Source organism: Clostridium sp. (assembly GCF_050717515.1).
In the GTDB taxonomy this organism is placed as follows: Bacteria; Bacillota; Clostridia; order Clostridiales; family Clostridiaceae; genus Clostridium_AD.
The window spans coordinates 58176-79601 of record NZ_JBOITL010000027.1 but is presented as its reverse complement, the minus strand read 5'-3'; the positions used below and the strand labels follow the sequence as shown (position 1 = coordinate 79601).

Genomic DNA, 21426 nt, shown 5'->3' with positions numbered 1-21426 from the left:
TGCTATATACAGAATAATATTGCAACACTTCAGATGCTGATTTAATACTTTCTGTAAATACCAACAAGTACTCCCAAGATTGCACAGTCATCAACTATGATAGGGGACATAGTTGAATTTTCAGGTTGAAGTCTTATATGACCTTTTTCCTTGAAAAATCTTTTTATAGTTGCTTCATTATCAATAAGAGCTACCACTATGTCGCCATTTTTAGAGGTATTGATTTTCTCAATTATAGCTAGGTCTCCATCTAATATTCCTGCTTCAATCATACTGCTACCAGAAACTTTAAGCATAAACAATTCATTATTGGTTTTAGTAAAATTTAATGGAATAGTAAAAGTGTCTTCAATGTTTTCAACCGCAAGTATTGGTATTCCAGCTGTAATTTTTCCTATAATAGGGATATCTATTAATTCTTTTCTTGTGACACTATCCTTTAATAATTCAATCGCGCGAGGTTTGGTGGGGTCCCTACGAATATACCCTTTTTTCTCTAATCGTTCTAAGTGGCCATGAACAGTTGAGGTCGATTTTAAGCCTACTGCCTCACATATTTCTCTTACTGAAGGTGGATATCCTTTTAATTGAACTTGATCTTTTATGTAGTTATATATTTCGCTTTGTTTATCTTTTTTTTGAGTTAACATAAAAACACCTCTCATTCGTATTAAAATTATACCATATATATGTAAAACAATCAAACCTATGTTCGGCTTTTAGGCAAGATACTTTAGAGTTTAAAATTGGCATTTTCTAAATGTTGGAATAAAATTAAAATATACAGAATTGAATGTATAAAAGCGGGTTTTGTTTGATTATTGGAGTCTTATTTGTTATAATTGTCTATTATGAAGTATTTTAAATTAATGGAGCGTGGTGTTGTATGGCTAAAAATTGTATATTTAATGATAGAAAAATTTGTAATAGTTGTGGGGAATGTGAAGTCTGTGAATTGAATTCCAATAAAAAATGTAATAATTGTGGAAAATGCTTAGAACTCGAAGGCTATGATGTTAAAGCCATAAAAATTGATGAAGTTTTTGAGGCCGAAGAGTTAGAGGAAGAATTGGAAGATGATTTTTATGATAAGGATGTAATTAACTTATCCGAAGCAGAAGAAAATAATAGTGAAAATGAAAATCAAGAACTACCAGAGTCAGAAAAATTAATTGAATTTGAAGATTATGATTCATTGTTAGCAGAGAAAGAACAATCTAACCTAGATAAGAATGATTTTATACCTGAAAATAATGAAGTTTGGGAATACATAGATGACATAGAAGGGGCAAAAGAGTTACTTGAAGATGAAGAGGATAACTCAGAATTGCTTCATGAAGAGTTTCCTGGACTTATAAGACTAAAAAAGATATAAATATATATTATTTTCGTTTTTAAAACTATTTATGTTCTTATAAAGCATGACAAAAAATATTTTGTTAAAACAATTGACAAAATATTTTTTGTCGTGTATTAAGACTAAAAAAAATATAAGGATTTTCATCCTTATATTTTTTATTCATCAGAAAGTGGGTTTGATTTAACCGCATTTCTTAATTTATCATTATCTACATGAGTATATATTTGTGTAGTAGATATATCTTCATGACCTAAAATTTCTTGAAGACTTCGGATGTCAACGTCACCATACTGATACATAAGGGTAGCAGAGGTATGCCTTAATTTATGAGGAGTATATTTATTTTTATTAAGGCCTGCATTGCCAATATGTTTTTTTACAATTCTTTCTACGGTTCTTTTGTTAATTCTTCCATGTTTGGCACTGATAAAAAGGGCATCTTTATCTTCAGCATGTATTTTTTCTAAATCTTCATTTCTAATAGGTAAATACTTATAAATTGCCACTAATGAGGCTTTATTTAAATATATGGTTCGTTCTTTATTTCCTTTTCCAATAATAGATAGTGTATCATTTTTAATAGAGGATAGATTTATACCGCAAAGCTCAGATAGTCTCATACCACAATTTAAAAACAAAGTAATAATACTATGATCGCGAATAGAGTGCTTATCTCTAGAAATACTTGCATCTAGGAGATCCTTGCTTTCATCTAAAGTTAGAAAAACGGGATTTCTCTTTGCCAATTTAGGTGATTCCAGATCTATTGTTGGGTCGATATTTAGCACTTTAGCCTTAGTGGTTAAATATTTAAATAGGGACTTAATAGCTGCAATTTTTCTTGCTTTAGCATAGTTTCCATTAGCTCTATACTTTCCAAGGTAGGAGATAAAGGCGTATAAGTCTTGTAATGTAAGAGTTTTTAAAATATCTACAGTTAGGTCATTTATGATGATTTCCTCAAGTGGCAGGTCTTTTTGAGAGTTTGCTAAGCCTTTATACATTTTCAAAAACTTTAGCAGTAATGATAAATCCGCAGTGTACGCAACAATAGTAGCCACAGAACAGCCCTTAATAGTTTCTAAATAATTAAAATAATCATTTAGAAACTGAGGGAGTTCATTGTTATAAATAGTATTTATATCAGATTTCATAGGTACCTCCAAAATATATAATAATGTCGTGAAACTTACATTTCACGACATTATTATTCTACAAGAGGGGGTCAAAATCCTGCTTATTTTTAAAAATAGTTTAATTTATTTTTTTCATTATTATAAATTTATTTATTTTGCAATATAATCTATGGTTTTCTTGTTAAAACTATAGTTAAAATAAAGACGCTATCAGGTTTACATCACTGATAGCGTCTTTATTCTAATTGTTATTGTTTCTAAACAGATGTCATATTCATATCAATGGTTATACGTTTATAGAAGTTTCCACACCTAATGCATCTTTATTTGCTTCTAATATTGGATTTACATATTCCTCTATAAATTCTACAACTTGACTTGGAGCTCTACCTATAAATTTAATTGGATCAATTACTGCTAAAATTTCTTCTTTTGACATTTTAAAGCTATCATCATTTATAATTCTCTCTATAAGATCATTATTTAAGCCTTCTTCTTTAACACGTCTTGCTGCAGCCATAGAATGAACCCTAATGCTTTCATGAAGTTCTTGTCTGTCCCCGCCCCTTTTAACTGCTTCCATAAGTATATTTTCTGTAGCCATAAATGGAAGCTCATTGTTTACATGAGCAGTAATTACTTTTTCATACACTACCATATTTCCTGCTATATTCATATATAGATTCAATACTCCATCAAGGGCAAGAAAAGCTTCAGCTACGGATATTCTCTTATTAGCTGAATCATCTAATGTTCTTTCAAACCATTGTGTTGAAGCTGTTATAGCTGGATTTAATGAATCTATTATAATATATCTTGCTAGTGAGCTAATTCTCTCAGAACGCATAGGATTTCTTTTATATGCCATTGCGGAGGAGCCGATTTGACTTTTTTCAAAAGGTTCTTCTACTTCTTTCATACTTTGAAGTAATCTTAAATCATTACTGAATTTATAAGCACTTTGAGCTATTTCTGAAAGTGTATTTAGTATTATAGAGTCTACTTTTCTCGAATAAGTCTGACCAGTAACGGGATATGTATTTTCAAAACCCATTTTATTGGCTACAAATTTATCTAAGTCCTTTACTTTTTTATCATCATTATCAAATAAATTCATAAAGCTAGCCTGGGTTCCTGTTGTTCCTTTAACCCCTAGTAGCTTAATGTTATCTATTACAAAATCTAAGTTTTCTAGATCCATTATCAATTCTTGAATCCATAGAGTTGCTCTTTTACCTACAGTAGTTAATTGAGCTGGTTGTAAATGAGTAAAACCCAAAGTAGGAACATCTTTATACTTTGTTGCAAATGTTGTGGATTTACTTATTACATTAATTAGTTTCTTTTTAATTAATAATAATGCTTTTTTCATTACAATCAAATCAGTGTTATCGCCTACGTAGCAGCTAGTAGCTCCTAGATGGATAATTCCCTTAGCACCCGGACATTGAACCCCATATGCATATACATGGCTCATTACATCGTGTCTTATTTCTTTTTCCTTTTCTTCCGCAACTTCATAATTCACGTCATCTACAAAAGATCTAAGTTCTTCAACTTGAGCCTCTGTAATATTAACTCCTAGTAACCTTTCGCCTTCAGCTAAGGCAACCCAAAGCTTTCTCCAGGTTTTAAATTTCATGTCATCTGAAAATAAATAACTCATCTCTTTTGATGCGTATCTACTGTTTAACGGTGTATTATAAGAATTTCTCATATTCTGCCTCCATACGTACATATTAAAATATAAAACAATTTTCATTCACATTATAACATACAATATCATTAATGGTAATGAAAATGTTCGTATATTTCTACTGTACTTTCCGAATTATTTTTTAGTATATAGATTTATCTACTATAACATTATATATGTTTTATAGAAATTATTAAACAGTTCTAAAATAATATATTTCTAATATAATTTAAACAAGTATAACAATTATAATAGTTTGGGGGGAATTATGTATAAACTTAATATGATAGACAAACTTTCTTTTATATTTGTATTGATAGGCGCATTGAACTGGGGGCTTTTAGGATTATTGAATTTCAATCTAGTTAGTTTTATATTTGGATCTGTTCCATTCCTTGCTAGAGCAATATATATTTTAGTAGGCTTATCCGCTGTAAATATTATTGTTTTCATATTTAGGAATAAGAAAAATTAGCTCCTACTTTCTATAATATTATATGTAATAGTATAATATTTATAGCAAAAATACTCCATAAATTATTATGGAGTATTTTTGCGTATCCGAAATAAAGAAGATACAGGTTATTTATACTCCCACTGAAGTTTTCTCTTCACTATAGTAAGTGACTTCACTTATAGAAATGGAGGAGGTTTCTTCTAAAATATCGTTTAAATTTTTATTTTTTATAAGTATAACCAATGACAAAATAAGGGTGACTCCTTCGGAAATCGCGGTTGCCAGCCATATGCCAGTTTCACCTAATATTAAAGTCATTAAAAACAAGGATATACTTATGGCTACTAAACCTCTAGATATAGAAATTATTGTAGCATACTTTGGCTTAGCTATTGATGCAAAATACCCTGATATTAGTATATTGTATCCAACTAAGATAAAAGATAATGAAAATATTCGTAAGGCTCTTATGGAATAATTAAAACTTTCCGCATTTGCAGTTGCATCCATAAATACGCCCACAATGCTCGGGGTAAAAACGTTTATGATAATAAATATTAGTATAGATATAAACGCTATAGTTTTTGCACTCATTTTAAATAAAGTATTTAGTGCTCGCCTATCCCCTTTGCCATAATAGAAGCTTGTTAAGGGCTGCATTCCTTGAGTTATCCCTATCATAGTCATAAGTACTAGCAGGTTTATATATGAAATAATGCTGTACGTTACAATACCATTGTCACCCAGCTTTTTTAGTATTACTTGATTAAACACATATATCACTATGCCTGTTGTGACTTCTGTTAATCCATCTGGCAATCCTATAGATAAAATCTCTTTAATTATAGAAAACTTGAATTTACATTTTACAAACTTTAATTTCGACTTTTTTTTACTAAAATGCACTAAATAAAATACAGTTGCCATAACTTGAGAAATTCCTGTAGCATAAGCAGCACCACTTACCCCCCATTGAAATTTAATCACAAATAAATAATCTAAAACTATGTTTACTAATGCAGATATTACTACCCCAATTATTGCTAGGTATGGGAACCCATCTATCTTTGTAAGTACCTCTAAACAATAAGATGTCATAAAAAATCCATTAAATATAGTTATTATTTTAAGATAGTTAACTACATAAGTCATAGTAGCGTCGGTAGCTCCAAGAAAAACAGCTATGCTCTCTAAGTTAAGTAGTGTAATTATAACTATGGCTACTGCAACTCCTATTATTGCAATAAAATTTATAGTGAAGATTTCATTTGGTTTTTTATTTTCACCTTTGCCTAAATTTATGGCTATAAGAGTTGAAGCTCCTGTGGCAAAAAATATAGATGTTGCAAATATAAAATTTATAAATGGCATTGCTAAATTTACAGAAGCTAAGGCAAGTGGTCCTACTCCCCAGCTAACAAATATACCATCTACCATAGTATAAAGTGAGTACACCCACATAGCCACAACTGAAGGTAATAAGTAGTTTATAAACTTCTTTCTCAGTAGTTTTTTATGCTTTTTTTCGGAATTCAAAAAATCATCCCCTTTATATTAAGGATAAACCTTGGTATAATACTAAGGTCAAGCATTTATTGTTAATTCTTATATCGTTTAGTAATAAAAAGGAGGATTCTTGTGAAAGATTATTATAAAATAGGCGAAATATCTAAAATATATGGAATAGGTAGAGACTCTCTAATGTATTATGAAGAGATGGGTATATTAAACCCGGTAAGAGATTCTAATTCCTATAGGCTTTACACTATGAATGATATATGGAAGCTTAATCTAATAAAAGAACTTCGTACCTTTAACTTTTCTATAGAAAAAATCAAAGAATACATAGCTAATAGAACTATTGCCTCTACTATGGAAATGCTAAAAGAAGAAATATGTCTTATCGATAATAAAATATTAGACTTAAGCCTGCTTAAAAACACCATAATAAAAAGAATAGATAATATTAATTATGCTGAAGATAGCACAGAATTAAATGTGGTTAAGGTTATATACTTAAAGGAAAGAAAGGCGCTTAGGCTAGATGGAGAAATTCGCAGGGATGAAGAGGTGGATTTTTTAGTGAAAAAGCTTCAAAAGAAATATGAAGATAAGTTTTATCTTTTAGGTAATACGAAAATAGGCGCAATATACAATTTAGAAAGCTTATATAAAGGGGTCTACAATGAATATAATTCTGTATTTTTCCTATTAGATTCTATTGATACAAATTGTAATCTAATTCTGAGTGAGGGGTATTACTTAAGTCTTTCTTATAAAGGTCCTTACTCTGATAACAAACAGCATATAGATAAAATTTTTAATTTTATTAATGCAAATAATTATATTATTGTATCGGAACCTATTGAAATATACAAAATTGATATTCATGAAACTAGTATTTCAGAGGAATTTATAACTGAAATACAAATTCCAATAAGCAAATAAGCATTCATTGTAAAACAACCACCCTGGGAGTCTAAATCTCCTTTCGGAAGTTGTTATCATTTTTATCTATGCAAGATATCTTCAATACCGGGTTTGGATCTAAAAAATTTACTCATACCCCAAAGTACAAAAATACTAATGGTTAAGCCTATATATATTGAATTTATTTTTCCAAAACCTGATAAAATCCATATTAAACTAGCAAGAGGTCCTGCTACTATAGAATATATACCTGCCTTACTTTTTATCTTGTCTTTAAAAAACATTGCTGCAAAAACTGGAATAAAAATTGGTGTCGCTCTAAAAATCATAGAAAGGAAACCCCAATCAAGTATCATAGAATCTTTATTATTTATTACTATTATTAAAGTCATAATTCCAATAAGAATTATAGTTCCTCTCAAGATATAAAGCTGTTTTTTATCTCCTGCTTTTTTGTTTATACATTGATTATAAATATCTCTAACAAACATAGTTGCAATTCCTAAAGTGAGACCTGCTCCTGTTGCTATTGATGAAATCAGTACAGTTGCAATGCATACTCCCCCGAAAACAGGGTTTAAATAATTCATAAGAAACAAAGGAAATGCTTCACTTGGTACAATACTCGGATGATGAATTCTCATATACATGCCAATCATTGTACATACAATTCCAACTGGAAGAACTAGAAATGCTACTAAAAAAGCAGCTCTTCTTGATGTTTTAGAATTCTTTCCTGCCATTATAGATTGAAAATAAGTTTGAGTTGACAATACTCCAACTATTGTAGATATGCCAGAAGCTAAATCCGATGACACCCCTCCGCTAAAGAAATTAAACCATGGTTCTTGTGGCAAAACAGCAGTTATATCTCTAATTCCATTGAACTTAAATATTAGTAATATACCACATATAATACTTGTCCCATATAGAAGAATTGTTTTTACCGCACCTACCATTGTGCTTCCCCAAAAGCCTCCAAATACTACATATACTACAAGCAGACATACAACAATTACTGCAGTTTTAGTAATACTCATACCAAATATTACAGTAAACAAGGCAGTACAGGCTATAATCTGCCCATTAATATGTATAAACATTCCTATGGATAATAAAATACTAGATGCTGTTCTTGCTTTTTTACCATATGTATTTCCTATTATCTGTGGAATTGTTTCTGCAGATTTTTTATCTACTTGCTTTGAATAAAATAATCCCAATATTATACTTGCAATAGAAAGTCCAAGTATAAACCATATTGCTCCAATTCCTCGATTATATGCCATCTGAGCAGTTCCTACAGTAGATGCTCCACCTATTATTGAACCCATAAGCACACTTGTAACACCCATGACTCCAAGTTTATTTCCACCTGATATAAAATCTTTAGATGTTTTAACTTTTGATTTTGATAAATAACCAATTATTCCGGTTATAACCAATGTAATAATGGTACTTATTATAAGCATTATGTACTTCCCCTTTAGTAGCCTTTTAATCTTTTAATCTTTTAATCTATGACCACTTGCTCCCGCTTTATAACTCCTTAAAAACAGCTTATAAAATTCATCTATAAACTGTGAATTTTCAATTTCTTTATTTATTTTGAGCACTTCAATTGCAGCCTCAATTGTGCATAAGTTTCCTTCTTTTGCACCTCTTCTTAAATCATATCGAGATTTAAAATTTGGTTCTAATGAAATCCTAGGTAGTTTCTTTAAATAATCACTTTTTCTCAATATTTTTGCTGCTTCTTTCCAGGTACCATCTATTAAAATAAATGCAGGAATTTTCCCCGTATTCTTATATTCAACTTTTCTACACTGTGCCTGATTATCTTCTACTGGAAATAATAAATATGTTTCGTAGTTTTCATTATTTATGTTTTCAATTAATTTCTCTGGTTTATTTGTCCTTTCCCAGAGGAAAATCTCAGTTGAATGTGGATTAATGAGCTTCAATAGCCTTGCCGTGTTAGAAGGTCTATAAAACTCTCTTTCAGTTGATAGAATCCAAATCTTTGCATTAGTTTTAATTTGAGGTGCTCTAGTGCAAATGCAATTTATTTTTGGCAAACCACATTTGTTACAACTGTCATATAAACTTGTTATTGGCTTTACTTTATAATTACAATCCATATTTCCTCCAATTGTTCTACATCTAAAACTTTTTCTGCTCAATAAATTATAAATCCATAATTAAACTTAACATTCTTTCAGTATTGTTTATAAATTCCTTCATGACCTGGTAATGTTCAGTATCTGTATATTCTACTTTTTTAAATCCATTATTTAATTCATATATTATAGCATCTGGATAAGACATTATAATTGGAGAATGAGTAGCAATTATAAATTGAGAATCTTGCTGAACTAAGTCATGCATTCTAGCAAGCATGGCCATTTGTCGTGATGGTGATAATGCTGCTTCAGGTTCATCTAAAATATACAACCCTTTTCCTCTAAATCGATTGGTAAACACAGATAAAAATGATTCACCATGGGATTGTTCATGCAATGAACGTCCTCCATATGAATCTATAATTCTTGGTTCCACCCCCCCCTTATCTAATTCATCAATATTGCTTGCAACATTGTAAAAGCTTTCTGCCCTTAGAAAAAAACCATCTTCAGGTCTTTTAATTCCTTTAACTAATTTTAAGTGCTTATATAAATCAGAATGCGTACTGGTACTTGAAAAATTGAATTTTTTTGTTCCACCTTCAGGGTTAAATCCATAGGATGTAGCAATTGCTTCAAGTATAGTTGATTTTCCAGTACCATTTTCACCTACAATAAAAGTTACTTTTGGATGCAACTCCAAAGCAAACAAGTTACGTACCGCATCTAAAGAAAATGGATATGTAGAAAATGAATCAATATTTTTTCTACACAGTTCAACAGTTCTTAAGTACTGATTATATTTAAATGTTGTCATTTTAAATACCCCCCATCTAATAATAGTTTATTTCCCTTCATACCAAATTTCAAACTTTTTTATATATGAATCTTCCTTTAACTCATCGTATTTTATAAAGACTACTATGTATACTATACCACATCCCTAATAATCTTCATTTAGGGCATATCCAATTGTTAGGGTACTAGAATCTTCTTTTTTTAGTCATCTGATAATTTCAATAATTTTTTAGTTTTAAAAGTATTATCCAATTTGACTAAATACTAAATCATTTGCTTTGTTAATAAATTCATTCGGTGTCCAATACTCTCTACTTTCTAGACAGAAGAACTTTTTCTTAATGTCTTCTGATATATTATTATCTTTTTTTATAGCTTCAACGTAATTTTTTGATACAAATACAAATGCCTCAGCATAACTCAAAGATAATTTTTTATATACTATAAAAGTATGGAGGCCATCAAAACATGCCCCCTCAACCTTTTGAAGTTTATCTGATTTAAAATAAATTCTAACCCCTGGTTTGTATATAATATCACTATTATCATTAATCTTGCCAAACTGCCTTGAAGCAACAACAATTTCTGATGATATACTTTCACATGGACAGAAATCAATATAATCTAAATAATCGTCAGGTTCCTTTAACTCAAATCTTACTGTATTTATCATTTTTCCATCACTCATCAATTGTATATAACTTAAAAGTGATTTATCTTTTAATATATTTTTAAAATTTTCAATTGGAGTTGAATGACATAAAAATTTAGAATTTTCTAAATCCTTATACATTCTACCTTTATGTTCTTTTAGTTGTTGAAATATTCGTAAAGCTATTTCATAATTTTCAGACCAAATAACAACACTTCTACTGTGAGTATTTTCATAATAGATAAAATTAGCTGCCTTATAATAGTCTTCAGGTATGCCTACGCACCAAGTTCCAATTGGACTTCTTCCACAAAATTTTCCAAATTTATTCAAACAAAGTAAAGTGTCATGCCCCTTTTCCATTGCTTTAACTTCAGCATCTGACCTAGACTTAGGCCATTCATCTATTTTAAAAATTTCATAGGATTTTACTCTCATGTTTACCACCCCTTCCCCTAGAATATAAGTAAACTGGTATTATTACTATCCTTCATATACAAAACTGCATCATACATCTCTCCAAGTATTATATCATCAATGCCCCAATCATCAGCTTTATCGTCATATATAGCTCCAATTGAATTATATCTATTTGTTTTTGTTATAAAATTTTTTAACTTTGGATTATTATTAGTTTTGCTTTTGTTTTCTTCCATAAATTTCGCACCTTACTTTCGCTATAATAATAAAACATAATTTATACTAATAACTTTGTACAAAGCTCATTTACCTCTAGATTATCTTATCAGCCTTTATAAAATAGCCACTCTTGTACCAATCCAAAGTTTCTAAACTAACTTTCCAATCCCTCTTTTTTAACTCATCGACTATTTGCTCAGGCAAGAGATTATTTTTCATTCTTTTATTATTAGAAACATACCATCCCATTTGTCTGATACCTTTAGATACAATATTTGTGATATCATCAAAATACTTTTTTGTATCTTCAATAAACATGAAAACATCTCTACTCACTAAGTAATCAATTTGTTTAGATTTAAATAGTTTACCGAAATCTTTAATATCCATATTTATAAAGACTATCTTATTTTCAACTTTACACAGCTTTTCTATACCTTCCTTGCAGGATATATCATTATCAATAGCATATATTTTGTTAGTTTTATCTTCTTTCAGTAGGAATTCACTTAGAAAGCCTCCACCACATCCTAAATCTATAATCTGACCTTCAATATTTCCAAAATATGAAAGAACCTTTTTGCTATAAAAATTTGCTGCCTTTTTATTATCTATATTTACTCTTTTATTGCAGCGTGTACATTCAATTGATATTGTAAAATCCACATCATCCCATGGATGGAACTTATTTTGTAAAATGAAACATTCCTGACCACAAGTACAATAATCTCCCCATAGTACATAACTATGTTCCTTAAACAATTGCAAATCCTCCAATCACTATCATTTAATGGATACGGTTTCCATATATATAGTATTAGTTATACTTCAACAATTGATTTTTTTAAATATTTATAATTGTATTTCCTACAAATCACCTAAGAAATTATAAACATTTTATATATCTTAAATCTTTTAAATCTTTTCCAACATTAATAATTCGTGTTGCACCATCATGTATAAAACCCATTTTTTCATAAAACTTCCTTGCACGTGCATTATCTTCAAGTACCCAAATAATTATATTTTTATATCCCTTCTGGTGTAATTCGGTAACTGCCCAATTCATTAATTCTGACCCACTATTCATACCCCAAAAAGAAGGAAGTAAATATATTCTCCATATCTCTACAAATGAATAATCTAAGTTCTCATCCTTTGTCTTTCCATATGTCAAAATACCTAGTGGTCTAGCTTCATCATACATGATAACATTAACTGGTTCTCCCTCAGATAATTCTCTTAATAGTCCCTCTTTTCTTTTTTTTACTGAAAAAACATTCTCTAAGATGTTATCAGGTACTATACCTTTAAATGCTACTTGGTAGGATTGTGAATAGATTAAAGCTAATGAATCAGCATCATCCTGATTTGCATAACGAATATAAGTTGCCATTTGTTATCCCCTTTCATCTAAAAATACCTTGTTATTATTAATTGTATACTAAAATTTATATATTTTAGTATACAATGTAATTTCCTCTATCAGCCAGAAATATGGAAAATATAGCTCATTTGAAGTTAATAAAATAAATTCCCCAGCAATCTCGGTCAAATTTCCATAGCAAAGGCAACTATAACTTAGGGAATTATAGAAACTAAAAAAGAATAAAATAGGAGAGAGAGTCGCCCTAATGAAATGGCGGTTCTCTTTTCTCTGCATCAAAGATAAGACTATACAGTTATTACATAGTCTTAAAAAGGCGTTGATTAAGTTCCCATAAAGCCACTTTATTGCTATCCCATTTTAGCAATTCAATAGCTTGTTCATAAGTAAACCACCCAAAACTTATATGCTCTTCTGAAATAATTAAGTTTTTGTCCTTTACTCGTACTCCAAAAGCATTTTCTTTTACAACATATACATCTGCTCCCCAAGATAAATGATCTTTAAATACTGTTGCTGGAACGGATGAGATAGAATCAAGGCGAATAAACTCGCACTCGCTTTTAATCAAAGCTTCCTCATAGCTTTCCCGCATGGCAGCTTCTAGTATACTTTCGCCATCTTCTACTCCACCAGATATGCTTTGCCAGTAATCTCCATCTCTTCTTTTAAATATAGCATACTTTATTACATTGCTTTCAATGTAATATGGAAAAACTAATATGTTGAATGGTTGTCTCATATTTTCAGTCTCCTTTATTATTTTATCTCTATAAAAATCCCATTGAAATTATAGAAATTTTATATATCTTAGATTTTTCAACTTTTTTCATAAAACTTCCTTACACATACTCACATATTAAGGTTATAAGCCACTTTATACAACCGCTTTAAATAAAACTAGAGATTAGGTTAGGCAAAATACTTTTCAGCAATTTTTTCATTACTTTAGGAGTATTAACCCGATAATCAATCCCTTGGTTTACATCTGAATTTTCATTTTCAATAATAGGAATATCAGTTATCCCCCTTACAATACAGCATTTCACGTTATTTAATGCACATATAAATGAAATAGCTCCGGACTCCCAATCAGCACATAACACATTTTCTTTTATGAGTTTCTCTAATGATTCTTGGTTTAGATCCTGGTCTGCTGTAGCTATAATCCCTTCATGTACCTTGCCTGGAAAAGCATTAAAATCAATCCATGAGTTATCTATTAAGGTAACCAAAGGTTCATAAAATAAAGATCTTTCTTTTCCCATTTTAACAATGCAATCATATTGGACAGTTTTATTTGCAATAACTACATCTAATATATGTAGATTTCCTGATACCCCTCCACATGTGCCAAGAACAAAATTTATAGTAGGCTTCCAATTGTCTATTGCAAATTGACAAGCTGCAGATGACCTTGTCTTTGTGGCTCCACTATGATAAAAGATACACTCTTGGTTTAATATATTAAAATTAATATATTCGCCGAATGGATATTGATTTACAATACCAAGGTCTATACATAATATCTCTTTAAGCGCTTTCCACTCTCTTTTTGAACAAATCTGTATACATATCATTATTTATCCCCTTTTCTCTAAACCATCTTGTTATTAAGCTCAAATTTTCAAATCATCTATTTTGTTCATATGTTTTTCAACAACCTTGCATGCATTTATAAATGCCGCCTCCTAAAATGGAGATATAATATTGCAGCTTTCTAATCATTTCTAATACCTTTATACATTTGAAAGGAAGGCATCGCCAAATTCATGCATTAATATCCTAATAATCTATATTTAAAAATTCTTTAAAAAGATTATAAAATAAATTTTTTATCCGCAAATCAATTTCAAATGTTTTGCAAAATTCATTAAAGATACATTGTATATCCTCTTCAAAATTGTCACTAAATTTCAGATTATTAATGTTTAAATCATTAAGACTCTCTTTAATTTCTGATAAAAAATTATATGCACTATCTGTTTTATTAGATAGATACTTAACAACTCCTTTATGTAGTAGCCTTAATACGCTATACCAAGCAGATCTATTCGGCATATACTCTGAAGTTATTGTTCTTCTAATAATTAGTTCGTCATTAAGAATATAATTTTTATCATATTTTAAAAGAACTTTGCTGTTTATAAGATCTTCTTGTGATATTGTTTCTCTTATATCTAAATCCACGGAGATATTATTAGGATAGACCAAAATTAATATACCTTTAGGGTTTTCTGTAAAGTTAGTCATTATAGGTTTATCATAAAGAGTAATCAGTTCATCAACTTTATTTTTTGTAATATCTCCTAAAATTATTAAGTCAATATCGGAGTATTTTGTTGCTAAACCCTTTGCTAAAGAACCTTTCAATATCATTGAAAACTCATTTTCCTCACAGAATCTATAAACAGATTCTGTGTAATTTTTATGATTTAATGATGGATAATTAATATGGAATTCCTCTAAAATGCTCATAATACCTCCACAAATATCTAATTGGTGTTAACAATTAATAAGAACAATTTTATACATTAATGTAAATATGATTACACTACTTTTTTACACGTTCTCTAAGGATAATATATTACAAATCATCGTTAGGTGAATTATCATCACAGTATTCAGCGTTTGTCTCTGTTGCACAGTCATGAACAGCTTTAAAAACTTTCTGAAATGGGTCTCTAAAATAATTTGTTAAAATTATTATTGAAAAATTCTCCTCAGGCAATTTGATCATGATATTAGTAAATCCACCTAACTGCCCTGCATGAAATACTACTTTTTTATTATCTTTTTCTAAGGCAAACCAACCAAATCCATATATACATGGTGTGCCATCATTAAGCTTCTCTCTTAAAAACATTGTTTCTATGGTTTCTTTCGTGAAAATACTTTCATTTTCAAAGGCTTGGACCCATAATATTAAATCATCTATGCAAGAATATATTCCTCCATCACCTGTTGTTAATACATAATAATCATAGCAAAAATATTTATCTTCTATCTGCTCATAACCGTATGATCTATTGGGAATGATTGGTTTATTCTCAGTAAAAACATAGGTATTTTTCATGCCTAATGGTATAAAAAAATTTTCCATTAAGAAATCTGAAAAAGATTGACCACTTATCTTTTCTAATAACAGCGCTAATAAAACATATCCACTATTTGAATATTGAAATTTATCTCCAACAGGAAAGTTAAGTGAAGTTTCTTTCAAAATAAAATTGTAAACATCCATATTAGTTATTTGATTTATATTTTGTTTGTTTTCAAAATAACTATTAAAATAGTCCTTTAAACCAGATGTATGCTTAACTAAGTTTATAATTTTTATATCTTCACAGTAATCAGGCAAATCCGTAAAATACTTTCGAATCTTGTCTGACAAATCTAACTTTCCTTTTTCATGCAACAGCATTATCCCTGCAGCAGTAAAACTCTTTGAAAGTGAAGCTAGATAAAAAGCTGTTTTAGAAGTGATTTCGATTTTATTTTCTAAATTTGCAAGTCCATGTGACTTTTTATAAATACACTCCCCATCCTTTATTAATGCCAATGATATACCAGGTGATAATTCTTCATTGCTGATATAATCAGCTAATAATTCATTTATTTTCCCCATTTAATTTTGCCTCCCCCAATAAATCTAAGTTGCTGCAATGCTTCTTTTCTTGAATTTTCCATAGATTATGTTATTTATTGATATTTTCAACCCATCCACACCACCTAAAATCTTTGTAAAAATCAACTTCAATAATTCCACAATATGGGATATCATTGTGATATTTAAATTGTCTCATTACAACACCATGGGTTACCACAATTATTTTTTCATAGCTTAGATACTTTTCTAAACCTTTAAAAGATCTGCTTGCAACTACACTAAGTTTTTCCCAGCTTTTTTTATCGTCATCAGTATATTCACCTTTACAACAAATGCATTCCTCACTAGCAGTTTTAACTTCCTCATCAGACATATTGTTAAAGGCTAAATCGGGTACCCACTCATGAATGTCAACCTCAATACTTATATCAAGTGACCTTTCTTTTGAAATGATTGCTGCGGTCTGTAATGCTCTAGTATATGGTGAGGATACAATAAGGCTCGCTCCCTGTAATCTCTTATCTTTAGCAATACTCCTCGCTTGTTCTATTCCTTTAGGTGTAAGCTGAGCCAAATCCATACCATGTCCCTTAAAATTTCGTTCTGTTACTAAACTATAGTCAGGCTCTCCATGTCGTATTAGTATAAGTTTTGTCATTTCACTTTTCCCTCTCTTTATTCTAAGTAATATATGAATATGCTAAATAAGAATTATTAATAATAAGCAGTAAATAATTACAGTGCTTATATTCCTCTTTTAGGAATGTTTCTGATATTTTTCATGTATTTTTATAAATGCATTTTCTTCATTCTGCAATTTCATTTTATTTTTAATAATTATTACACATTCATCAATTGAATTTTCATATGTATTTACTTCTAAATCATAAATATCATTAAAATTCATATTGCTTAATTGATATTTTGCCTGTCCTATGTTCCTATCACCACGTTCTAATTCTCTTCTTTCAAGTTCATGTAAAGGACAATTTACTTTTATAAAAGTAACAGGCATATCATATAATAATTCTACACATTCTTTTAACCAATTTTCATGATGGTTTTCAATAACTGTATCAACTATTACATTTTGCCCGTTTTTGCATAAAGACAAAACAAAATTATGCATTATAGAAGCAACTGAATTTTCAGTATTTACAAAGTCATTATCAAAAATTTTTTCATGTAACATATCGCAGAATGTATCAAGTTGGACATGAAAAAATTTATCCTTTGAAACTTCCTGTATTTTTATTGCTAATGAACTTTTTCCAGAACTTGATGTGCCATTTAAAAATATAACTTTACCTTTCCCCATTTTACTCAACTACTTTCTTTTATAATATAAAATCTTATGTTAAAATTTTTATTACGGTCTTTCGCACTTGCTATAATGACATCTACTCTTGAACCTATTTTATTTTTACAAATTAAGATTTCCACTCACTTTTAATATTTTCAACTTTTTTTTGACCCTTTAAAGTTCCATTTAATTGGTTCACATACTCAGATTAAATTTACTATTTAACAAGTAATACTCATTTTATAGCTTTGAATATACAGGCTTTTGTAGTTATTGAAATATTGCCGTTTTCTTTGATATACGCTTCTATATACTTTCTGAATTCTTGCTTTTTTTCTCCCACAAGTATAGAACTTCCCTTTATTGTAGACGCTTTATAAGAAACTATAGGTTCAGCATCATGCACTACAATTTTCCCTTCTAAAATATCCATTTTAACTTCATTAAAATATTTTTTTAATAATGGCTGCCCATTTTCCAATTCAAACCTTTGGCACATTCCATTATTATTTAATCCCATTTTAGAATCGAATTTTTCTACAATTTCATTTAGTTCAACCATAGATACACCTGAATTAGTAGTTACATAAAATAAACCACCCTTAACAAGGATTCGTTTTATCTCACATAAGGCTTTTTCTATATCTGGAACAAAATAAAGCATATGCCTTGCAATTACTACATCGAAACTTTCATCTTCATATGGAATGGCTTGTGCATCGATCACCCCATATGTAAAATTATGCCCAATTGGTTTCAAGCTTTCTTGTGTACTTTCTAGCATACCTTTAGAAAAATCGGATACAGTAATACTCCAGTCTTCATTTATATTTTCCCGGTTTCTATTCCACAAATCCCCAGTACCACAACCTAATTCCAGTATTTTTGCTTTATTGGGAAACTCCATTTGATTAAAACACCAATGATTCCAATTTATTTTATTAATATTATGACTGTGAAGATTACCTCTCAAATTAAATTTTTCTGCTGTTTTATACTGCTCTTTTACTTTATATTCCATATTAGTTATCTTGATAATATCAATAAGATTCTCAACCTCTAAAAATCCATTTTCTTTTATTTGATTCTCGGCTTTATTAAAGACGGTTATAACTGATTCTATATGTTTTTTCTTTTCCTCTAAAGCTATCTTTTGAACTTGAATTATACTTTCTAAATTTCCTACTGATTCAGATATAATATGACTTATATCATTTAAAGACAAACCAATAAATTTCAAAGTAGTAATCTGTTGAAGTATTAAAAAATCCTCTTCACAATAAACTCTATAGCCCGATTCAGTTCTTTGTGATGGTTTTAATAATCCGATTTTATCATAATGAAGTAATGTTTTTACAGTTACTTCCGCTCTTTCTGCGAACTCACTGATTTTCAAGATATCACCCCCTTGTAGTTATTCTAAGCCCCTACCTTAGGTTAGAGTCAATACATATTCAGCATATTTTTTAGTGAAATATTATAATCTAACATTTTTTAATTGTGTTATAATGCGGTCATAACATTTTCTGATTTTACGCCTATTATCGGGTAATAAATTTATATCTGATAACAATGCTATTTTTTCAACTACACCCTGTATAGATAAATCTTCTGTATCTATACGTTGTTTAAATATTTCGTTACTGAATCTTTTTATACAACTATCTATCTGCTGTGCAGCCCATGAATTTTTTCCTTCACCACGGCCTTTTAGCCGTTTAAGTAAGGTCTCCTTTGAGGCACATAAAACAAAATGATTTATCAAAAATCCATCGTTTCTTAATTGAACAACAATTTCGTTAAAGTACTGTGGATTGCTTATGGTCATTGGGACTATTATTATACCCTTGTACTTATTTGCAATATATTTTAGCATAGAAAAATTAAACTCACGCCACATTGAGTAATTTTGAAAATCTCCGCTATTTAATTCTTTTGGTATGTTTTTTCTTATAAAAAGTCCTATATTTTCTGGATCATATATAAATGAATTTGGGATTCGTCTATGCAATTCATAAGCACTTTGAGTTTTTCCGACACCAAATGCTCCATTAATCCAAATTATCATAATTATTACCTCGCTCCGTTCTCTGATATAATCGAGATGTTAATTTATTTAATAGTTTAACGAAAATTACAAATTTAAATGTTTTTCAAAAATATAGTTAATTTTTTCTTTATGTAAATTCAAATCAAAATCAGAATTATCAATTGTATACTTAGTTAATGTAAGTGATTCATAAATCTCATGCTCAAGGTTTCTTCTTGCCTCAAGAATTTGTATAACCCCATCTAACTTCTTTAAGTCATTATTTAACCCGTAACCCTGATTTGTATAATAATGTATAAAACCTTCTAACCACTCTTTTGGTCTCTCATTTATAACTCTATTAAAAGACACCTTAATATCCTTTTGTTCTACGTATATTAAGACTGGATTTAATGATGCTATAATCTCAGCTAAACTATGAATATAACTCATAGTAGTATCTTTTGGAGAGTTGTTTTTAATCATGCTTACTGTTACTGGATTTTGAATAAAGCAACATTCAAAAATAACAACTTTATCTTCATTAATATAATGGTTAACAAATTCACTCCATCTGTTTAATATTAAATTTGTATGTATTCCTATTGGTAATTCATAAATATCATTTTTAGTTATATCCTTAAACAACTCATCACCAAGCGGTATTGCTTGTTCCTCAATTGCTTTTCTAAATGGAATTAAGTATCCATTACAATGTTTGATTTTTATATTCTCAAGAATACTCCAACTTTTAAAATGGGATTGCTGTAAATTATTAAAAGCTTCATTATTAAAATAAGCTACACCGTCATAGTCAGCTGGATGATTATAGTCTCCTTCAGAAAATAGTTCTACATTAATACCTTTATCTTTAAGGATATCATGTACTATTCGAGCTGTTGTTGATTTCCCTGAACCTGGTAATCCCTCTATGAGAATTAGTTTAGTTGACATTTTAATACCCCCCTTATTTTCAACACCTTTATAGGAAGTTAATACCGTTTTCCGAATTCTTTTCTTGCTTGCTTGCTCTGCAACTTTTTTAATAAAGTTTGATTTTGCATTTGTATACCCCTATCTATCAAATTATTATCATTCCGTATACTCTGAACCAATTATATATTTATTGCAACATTCATATCCATAACAAATTCGAAATCCCATTGATGAATTACTTTAATTCAGTTCCGCCCCACTCAACAACTGTAAATCCACTCCTCACGAAGGGTTTTAGCTCTTGTTCTACTATCTTTATAGATTTATTCAGTGGCTTAAAAACCATCATTACCCTTAATATAGAATCAGGTTTTGGAGTTATAGTAAGCTTTGCTATATTTTCATACGCTTCACCAGCAAAGGTTATAAGATTATATTTATTCTCTTTCATAACGGGAAGCCAATATACTATAAATTCGTTATATTCTTTTGGTGTTAATCCCAAATACTCAAGTTTTTCTTGAAGAAATTTCTCTGTTTCAGATCCTTTCACTACAAAACCCTTTGACATATCCCACTTATCATTAGAAATTCCTTCCCAGTACAAATATGAATATTCTCTGTTGTCAGCCAGATTAGTTAATGTGCCATCTGGCTCAGCTTTTACTTTCCAGCCATTTTTATAGTCTGGATAGGTACAAGTAAGGTCACCTTTATACTCTAATTTCACGCTAACCGTCTGCTGCGAAGTTGGATACAGATAAATTACAGGTTTCTCTTTCTTAGTTCCTCCACAACCAGTTAAAATCAATACAAATGATAAAACTAGAATAAAGATCTTTGGTTTTGATGTATTCATACTTTATCCTC

24 protein-coding genes are annotated in these 21426 nt (G+C 29.6%); 3 read left to right on the top strand and 21 right to left on the bottom strand.

What is annotated here, in order from left to right:
- Window positions 1–41 precede the first annotated feature (41 nt).
- A complete protein-coding gene (gene lexA, locus ACREV6_RS13250; protein ID WP_431578508.1) occupies window positions 42–650 on the bottom strand; it encodes a transcriptional repressor LexA in 609 nt (202 codons plus the stop codon).
- Between the two features lie 236 nt (window positions 651–886).
- On the opposite strand from lexA, the gene ACREV6_RS13245 reads away from it, so the two are divergent.
- Window positions 887–1375 carry a hypothetical protein gene (locus ACREV6_RS13245; protein WP_431578507.1) on the top strand — a complete coding sequence of 163 codons (489 nt, stop codon included), beginning with the start codon at window positions 887–889 and terminating at the stop codon, window positions 1373–1375.
- A 140-nt stretch (window positions 1376–1515) separates the two neighbouring features.
- Here the strand turns inward: ACREV6_RS13245 and ACREV6_RS13240 are convergent, their stop codons facing one another.
- Together ACREV6_RS13240 and purB are read right to left on the bottom strand one after the other, a co-directional pair.
- A complete protein-coding gene (locus ACREV6_RS13240; RefSeq protein ID WP_431578506.1) occupies window positions 1516–2514 on the bottom strand; it encodes a tyrosine recombinase XerC in 999 nt (332 codons plus the stop codon).
- A gap of 268 nt (window positions 2515–2782) precedes the next feature.
- A complete protein-coding gene (gene purB, locus ACREV6_RS13235; RefSeq protein WP_431578505.1) occupies window positions 2783–4213 on the bottom strand; it encodes an adenylosuccinate lyase in 1431 nt (476 codons plus the stop codon).
- A 247-nt stretch (window positions 4214–4460) separates the two neighbouring features.
- Between purB and ACREV6_RS13230 the strand changes: the two genes are divergently transcribed.
- Window positions 4461–4667 carry a DUF378 domain-containing protein gene (locus ACREV6_RS13230; protein ID WP_125001252.1) on the top strand — a complete coding sequence of 69 codons (207 nt, stop codon included), beginning with the start codon at window positions 4461–4463 and terminating at the stop codon, window positions 4665–4667.
- A gap of 111 nt (window positions 4668–4778) precedes the next feature.
- Here ACREV6_RS13230 and ACREV6_RS13225 read toward each other — a convergent pair whose 3' ends face one another.
- A complete protein-coding gene (locus ACREV6_RS13225) occupies window positions 4779–6185 on the bottom strand; it encodes an MATE family efflux transporter (protein WP_431578504.1) in 1407 nt (468 codons plus the stop codon).
- Window positions 6186–6287: 102 nt separating this feature from the next.
- Here ACREV6_RS13225 and ACREV6_RS13220 point away from each other — a divergent pair, with 102 nt between their 5' ends.
- Window positions 6288–7097, top strand: a complete 810-nt coding sequence (locus ACREV6_RS13220) for a MerR family transcriptional regulator (protein WP_431578503.1) — start codon at window positions 6288–6290, stop codon at window positions 7095–7097.
- Window positions 7098–7159: 62 nt separating this feature from the next.
- Here the strand turns inward: ACREV6_RS13220 and ACREV6_RS13215 are convergent, their stop codons facing one another.
- From ACREV6_RS13215 to ACREV6_RS13135, 17 genes are all read right to left on the bottom strand, one after another.
- Complete coding sequence (locus ACREV6_RS13215) at window positions 7160–8551, bottom strand: sodium:solute symporter family protein (RefSeq protein ID WP_431578502.1); 1392 nt, start codon at window positions 8549–8551, stop codon at window positions 7160–7162.
- Window positions 8552–8584: 33 nt separating this feature from the next.
- Window positions 8585–9220, bottom strand: coding sequence for a tRNA-uridine aminocarboxypropyltransferase (locus ACREV6_RS13210; protein WP_431578501.1), 636 nt, complete (start codon window positions 9218–9220; stop codon window positions 8585–8587).
- Window positions 9221–9266: 46 nt separating this feature from the next.
- On the bottom strand, window positions 9267–10019 hold the full coding sequence (locus ACREV6_RS13205) for an AAA family ATPase (protein ID WP_431578500.1): 753 nt from the start codon (window positions 10017–10019) through the stop codon (window positions 9267–9269).
- 225 nt (window positions 10020–10244) lie between these two features.
- Complete coding sequence (locus ACREV6_RS13200; RefSeq protein WP_431578499.1) at window positions 10245–11090, bottom strand: hypothetical protein; 846 nt, start codon at window positions 11088–11090, stop codon at window positions 10245–10247.
- Between the two features lie 17 nt (window positions 11091–11107).
- On the bottom strand, window positions 11108–11308 hold the full coding sequence (locus ACREV6_RS13195; RefSeq protein WP_431578498.1) for a hypothetical protein: 201 nt from the start codon (window positions 11306–11308) through the stop codon (window positions 11108–11110).
- Window positions 11309–11384: 76 nt separating this feature from the next.
- Window positions 11385–12053, bottom strand: coding sequence for a class I SAM-dependent methyltransferase (locus ACREV6_RS13190; protein WP_431578497.1), 669 nt, complete (start codon window positions 12051–12053; stop codon window positions 11385–11387).
- Window positions 12054–12177: 124 nt separating this feature from the next.
- Window positions 12178–12687, bottom strand: coding sequence for a GNAT family N-acetyltransferase (locus ACREV6_RS13185; RefSeq protein WP_431578496.1), 510 nt, complete (start codon window positions 12685–12687; stop codon window positions 12178–12180).
- A gap of 289 nt (window positions 12688–12976) precedes the next feature.
- Window positions 12977–13420, bottom strand: coding sequence for an NUDIX hydrolase (locus ACREV6_RS13180; protein WP_431578495.1), 444 nt, complete (start codon window positions 13418–13420; stop codon window positions 12977–12979).
- A gap of 148 nt (window positions 13421–13568) precedes the next feature.
- Window positions 13569–14258, bottom strand: coding sequence for a 5'-methylthioadenosine/S-adenosylhomocysteine nucleosidase (locus ACREV6_RS13175; RefSeq protein ID WP_431578494.1), 690 nt, complete (start codon window positions 14256–14258; stop codon window positions 13569–13571).
- Window positions 14259–14463: 205 nt separating this feature from the next.
- Complete coding sequence (locus ACREV6_RS13170; RefSeq protein WP_431578493.1) at window positions 14464–15156, bottom strand: nucleotidyltransferase domain-containing protein; 693 nt, start codon at window positions 15154–15156, stop codon at window positions 14464–14466.
- Between the two features lie 109 nt (window positions 15157–15265).
- Window positions 15266–16306, bottom strand: a complete 1041-nt coding sequence (locus ACREV6_RS13165; RefSeq protein ID WP_431578492.1) for a serine hydrolase domain-containing protein — start codon at window positions 16304–16306, stop codon at window positions 15266–15268.
- Between the two features lie 70 nt (window positions 16307–16376).
- Window positions 16377–16946, bottom strand: a complete 570-nt coding sequence (locus tag ACREV6_RS13160) for a histidine phosphatase family protein (RefSeq protein ID WP_431578491.1) — start codon at window positions 16944–16946, stop codon at window positions 16377–16379.
- A gap of 99 nt (window positions 16947–17045) precedes the next feature.
- Window positions 17046–17606 (bottom strand): chloramphenicol phosphotransferase CPT family protein, encoded by a 561-nt coding sequence (locus ACREV6_RS13155; RefSeq protein ID WP_431578490.1) that lies wholly within the window; start codon window positions 17604–17606, stop codon window positions 17046–17048.
- A gap of 220 nt (window positions 17607–17826) precedes the next feature.
- Entirely contained in the window at window positions 17827–18987 is a 1161-nt protein-coding gene (locus ACREV6_RS13150; protein ID WP_431578489.1) for a MerR family transcriptional regulator, read from the bottom strand.
- 81 nt (window positions 18988–19068) lie between these two features.
- Window positions 19069–19659 carry an ATP-binding protein gene (locus tag ACREV6_RS13145; RefSeq protein ID WP_431578488.1) on the bottom strand — a complete coding sequence of 197 codons (591 nt, stop codon included), beginning with the start codon at window positions 19657–19659 and terminating at the stop codon, window positions 19069–19071.
- A gap of 66 nt (window positions 19660–19725) precedes the next feature.
- Window positions 19726–20574 carry a P-loop NTPase family protein gene (locus ACREV6_RS13140; protein ID WP_431578487.1) on the bottom strand — a complete coding sequence of 283 codons (849 nt, stop codon included), beginning with the start codon at window positions 20572–20574 and terminating at the stop codon, window positions 19726–19728.
- A gap of 217 nt (window positions 20575–20791) precedes the next feature.
- Window positions 20792–21415, bottom strand: coding sequence for a hypothetical protein (locus tag ACREV6_RS13135; RefSeq protein WP_431578486.1), 624 nt, complete (start codon window positions 21413–21415; stop codon window positions 20792–20794).
- Between the last annotated feature and the right edge of the window lie 11 nt (window positions 21416–21426).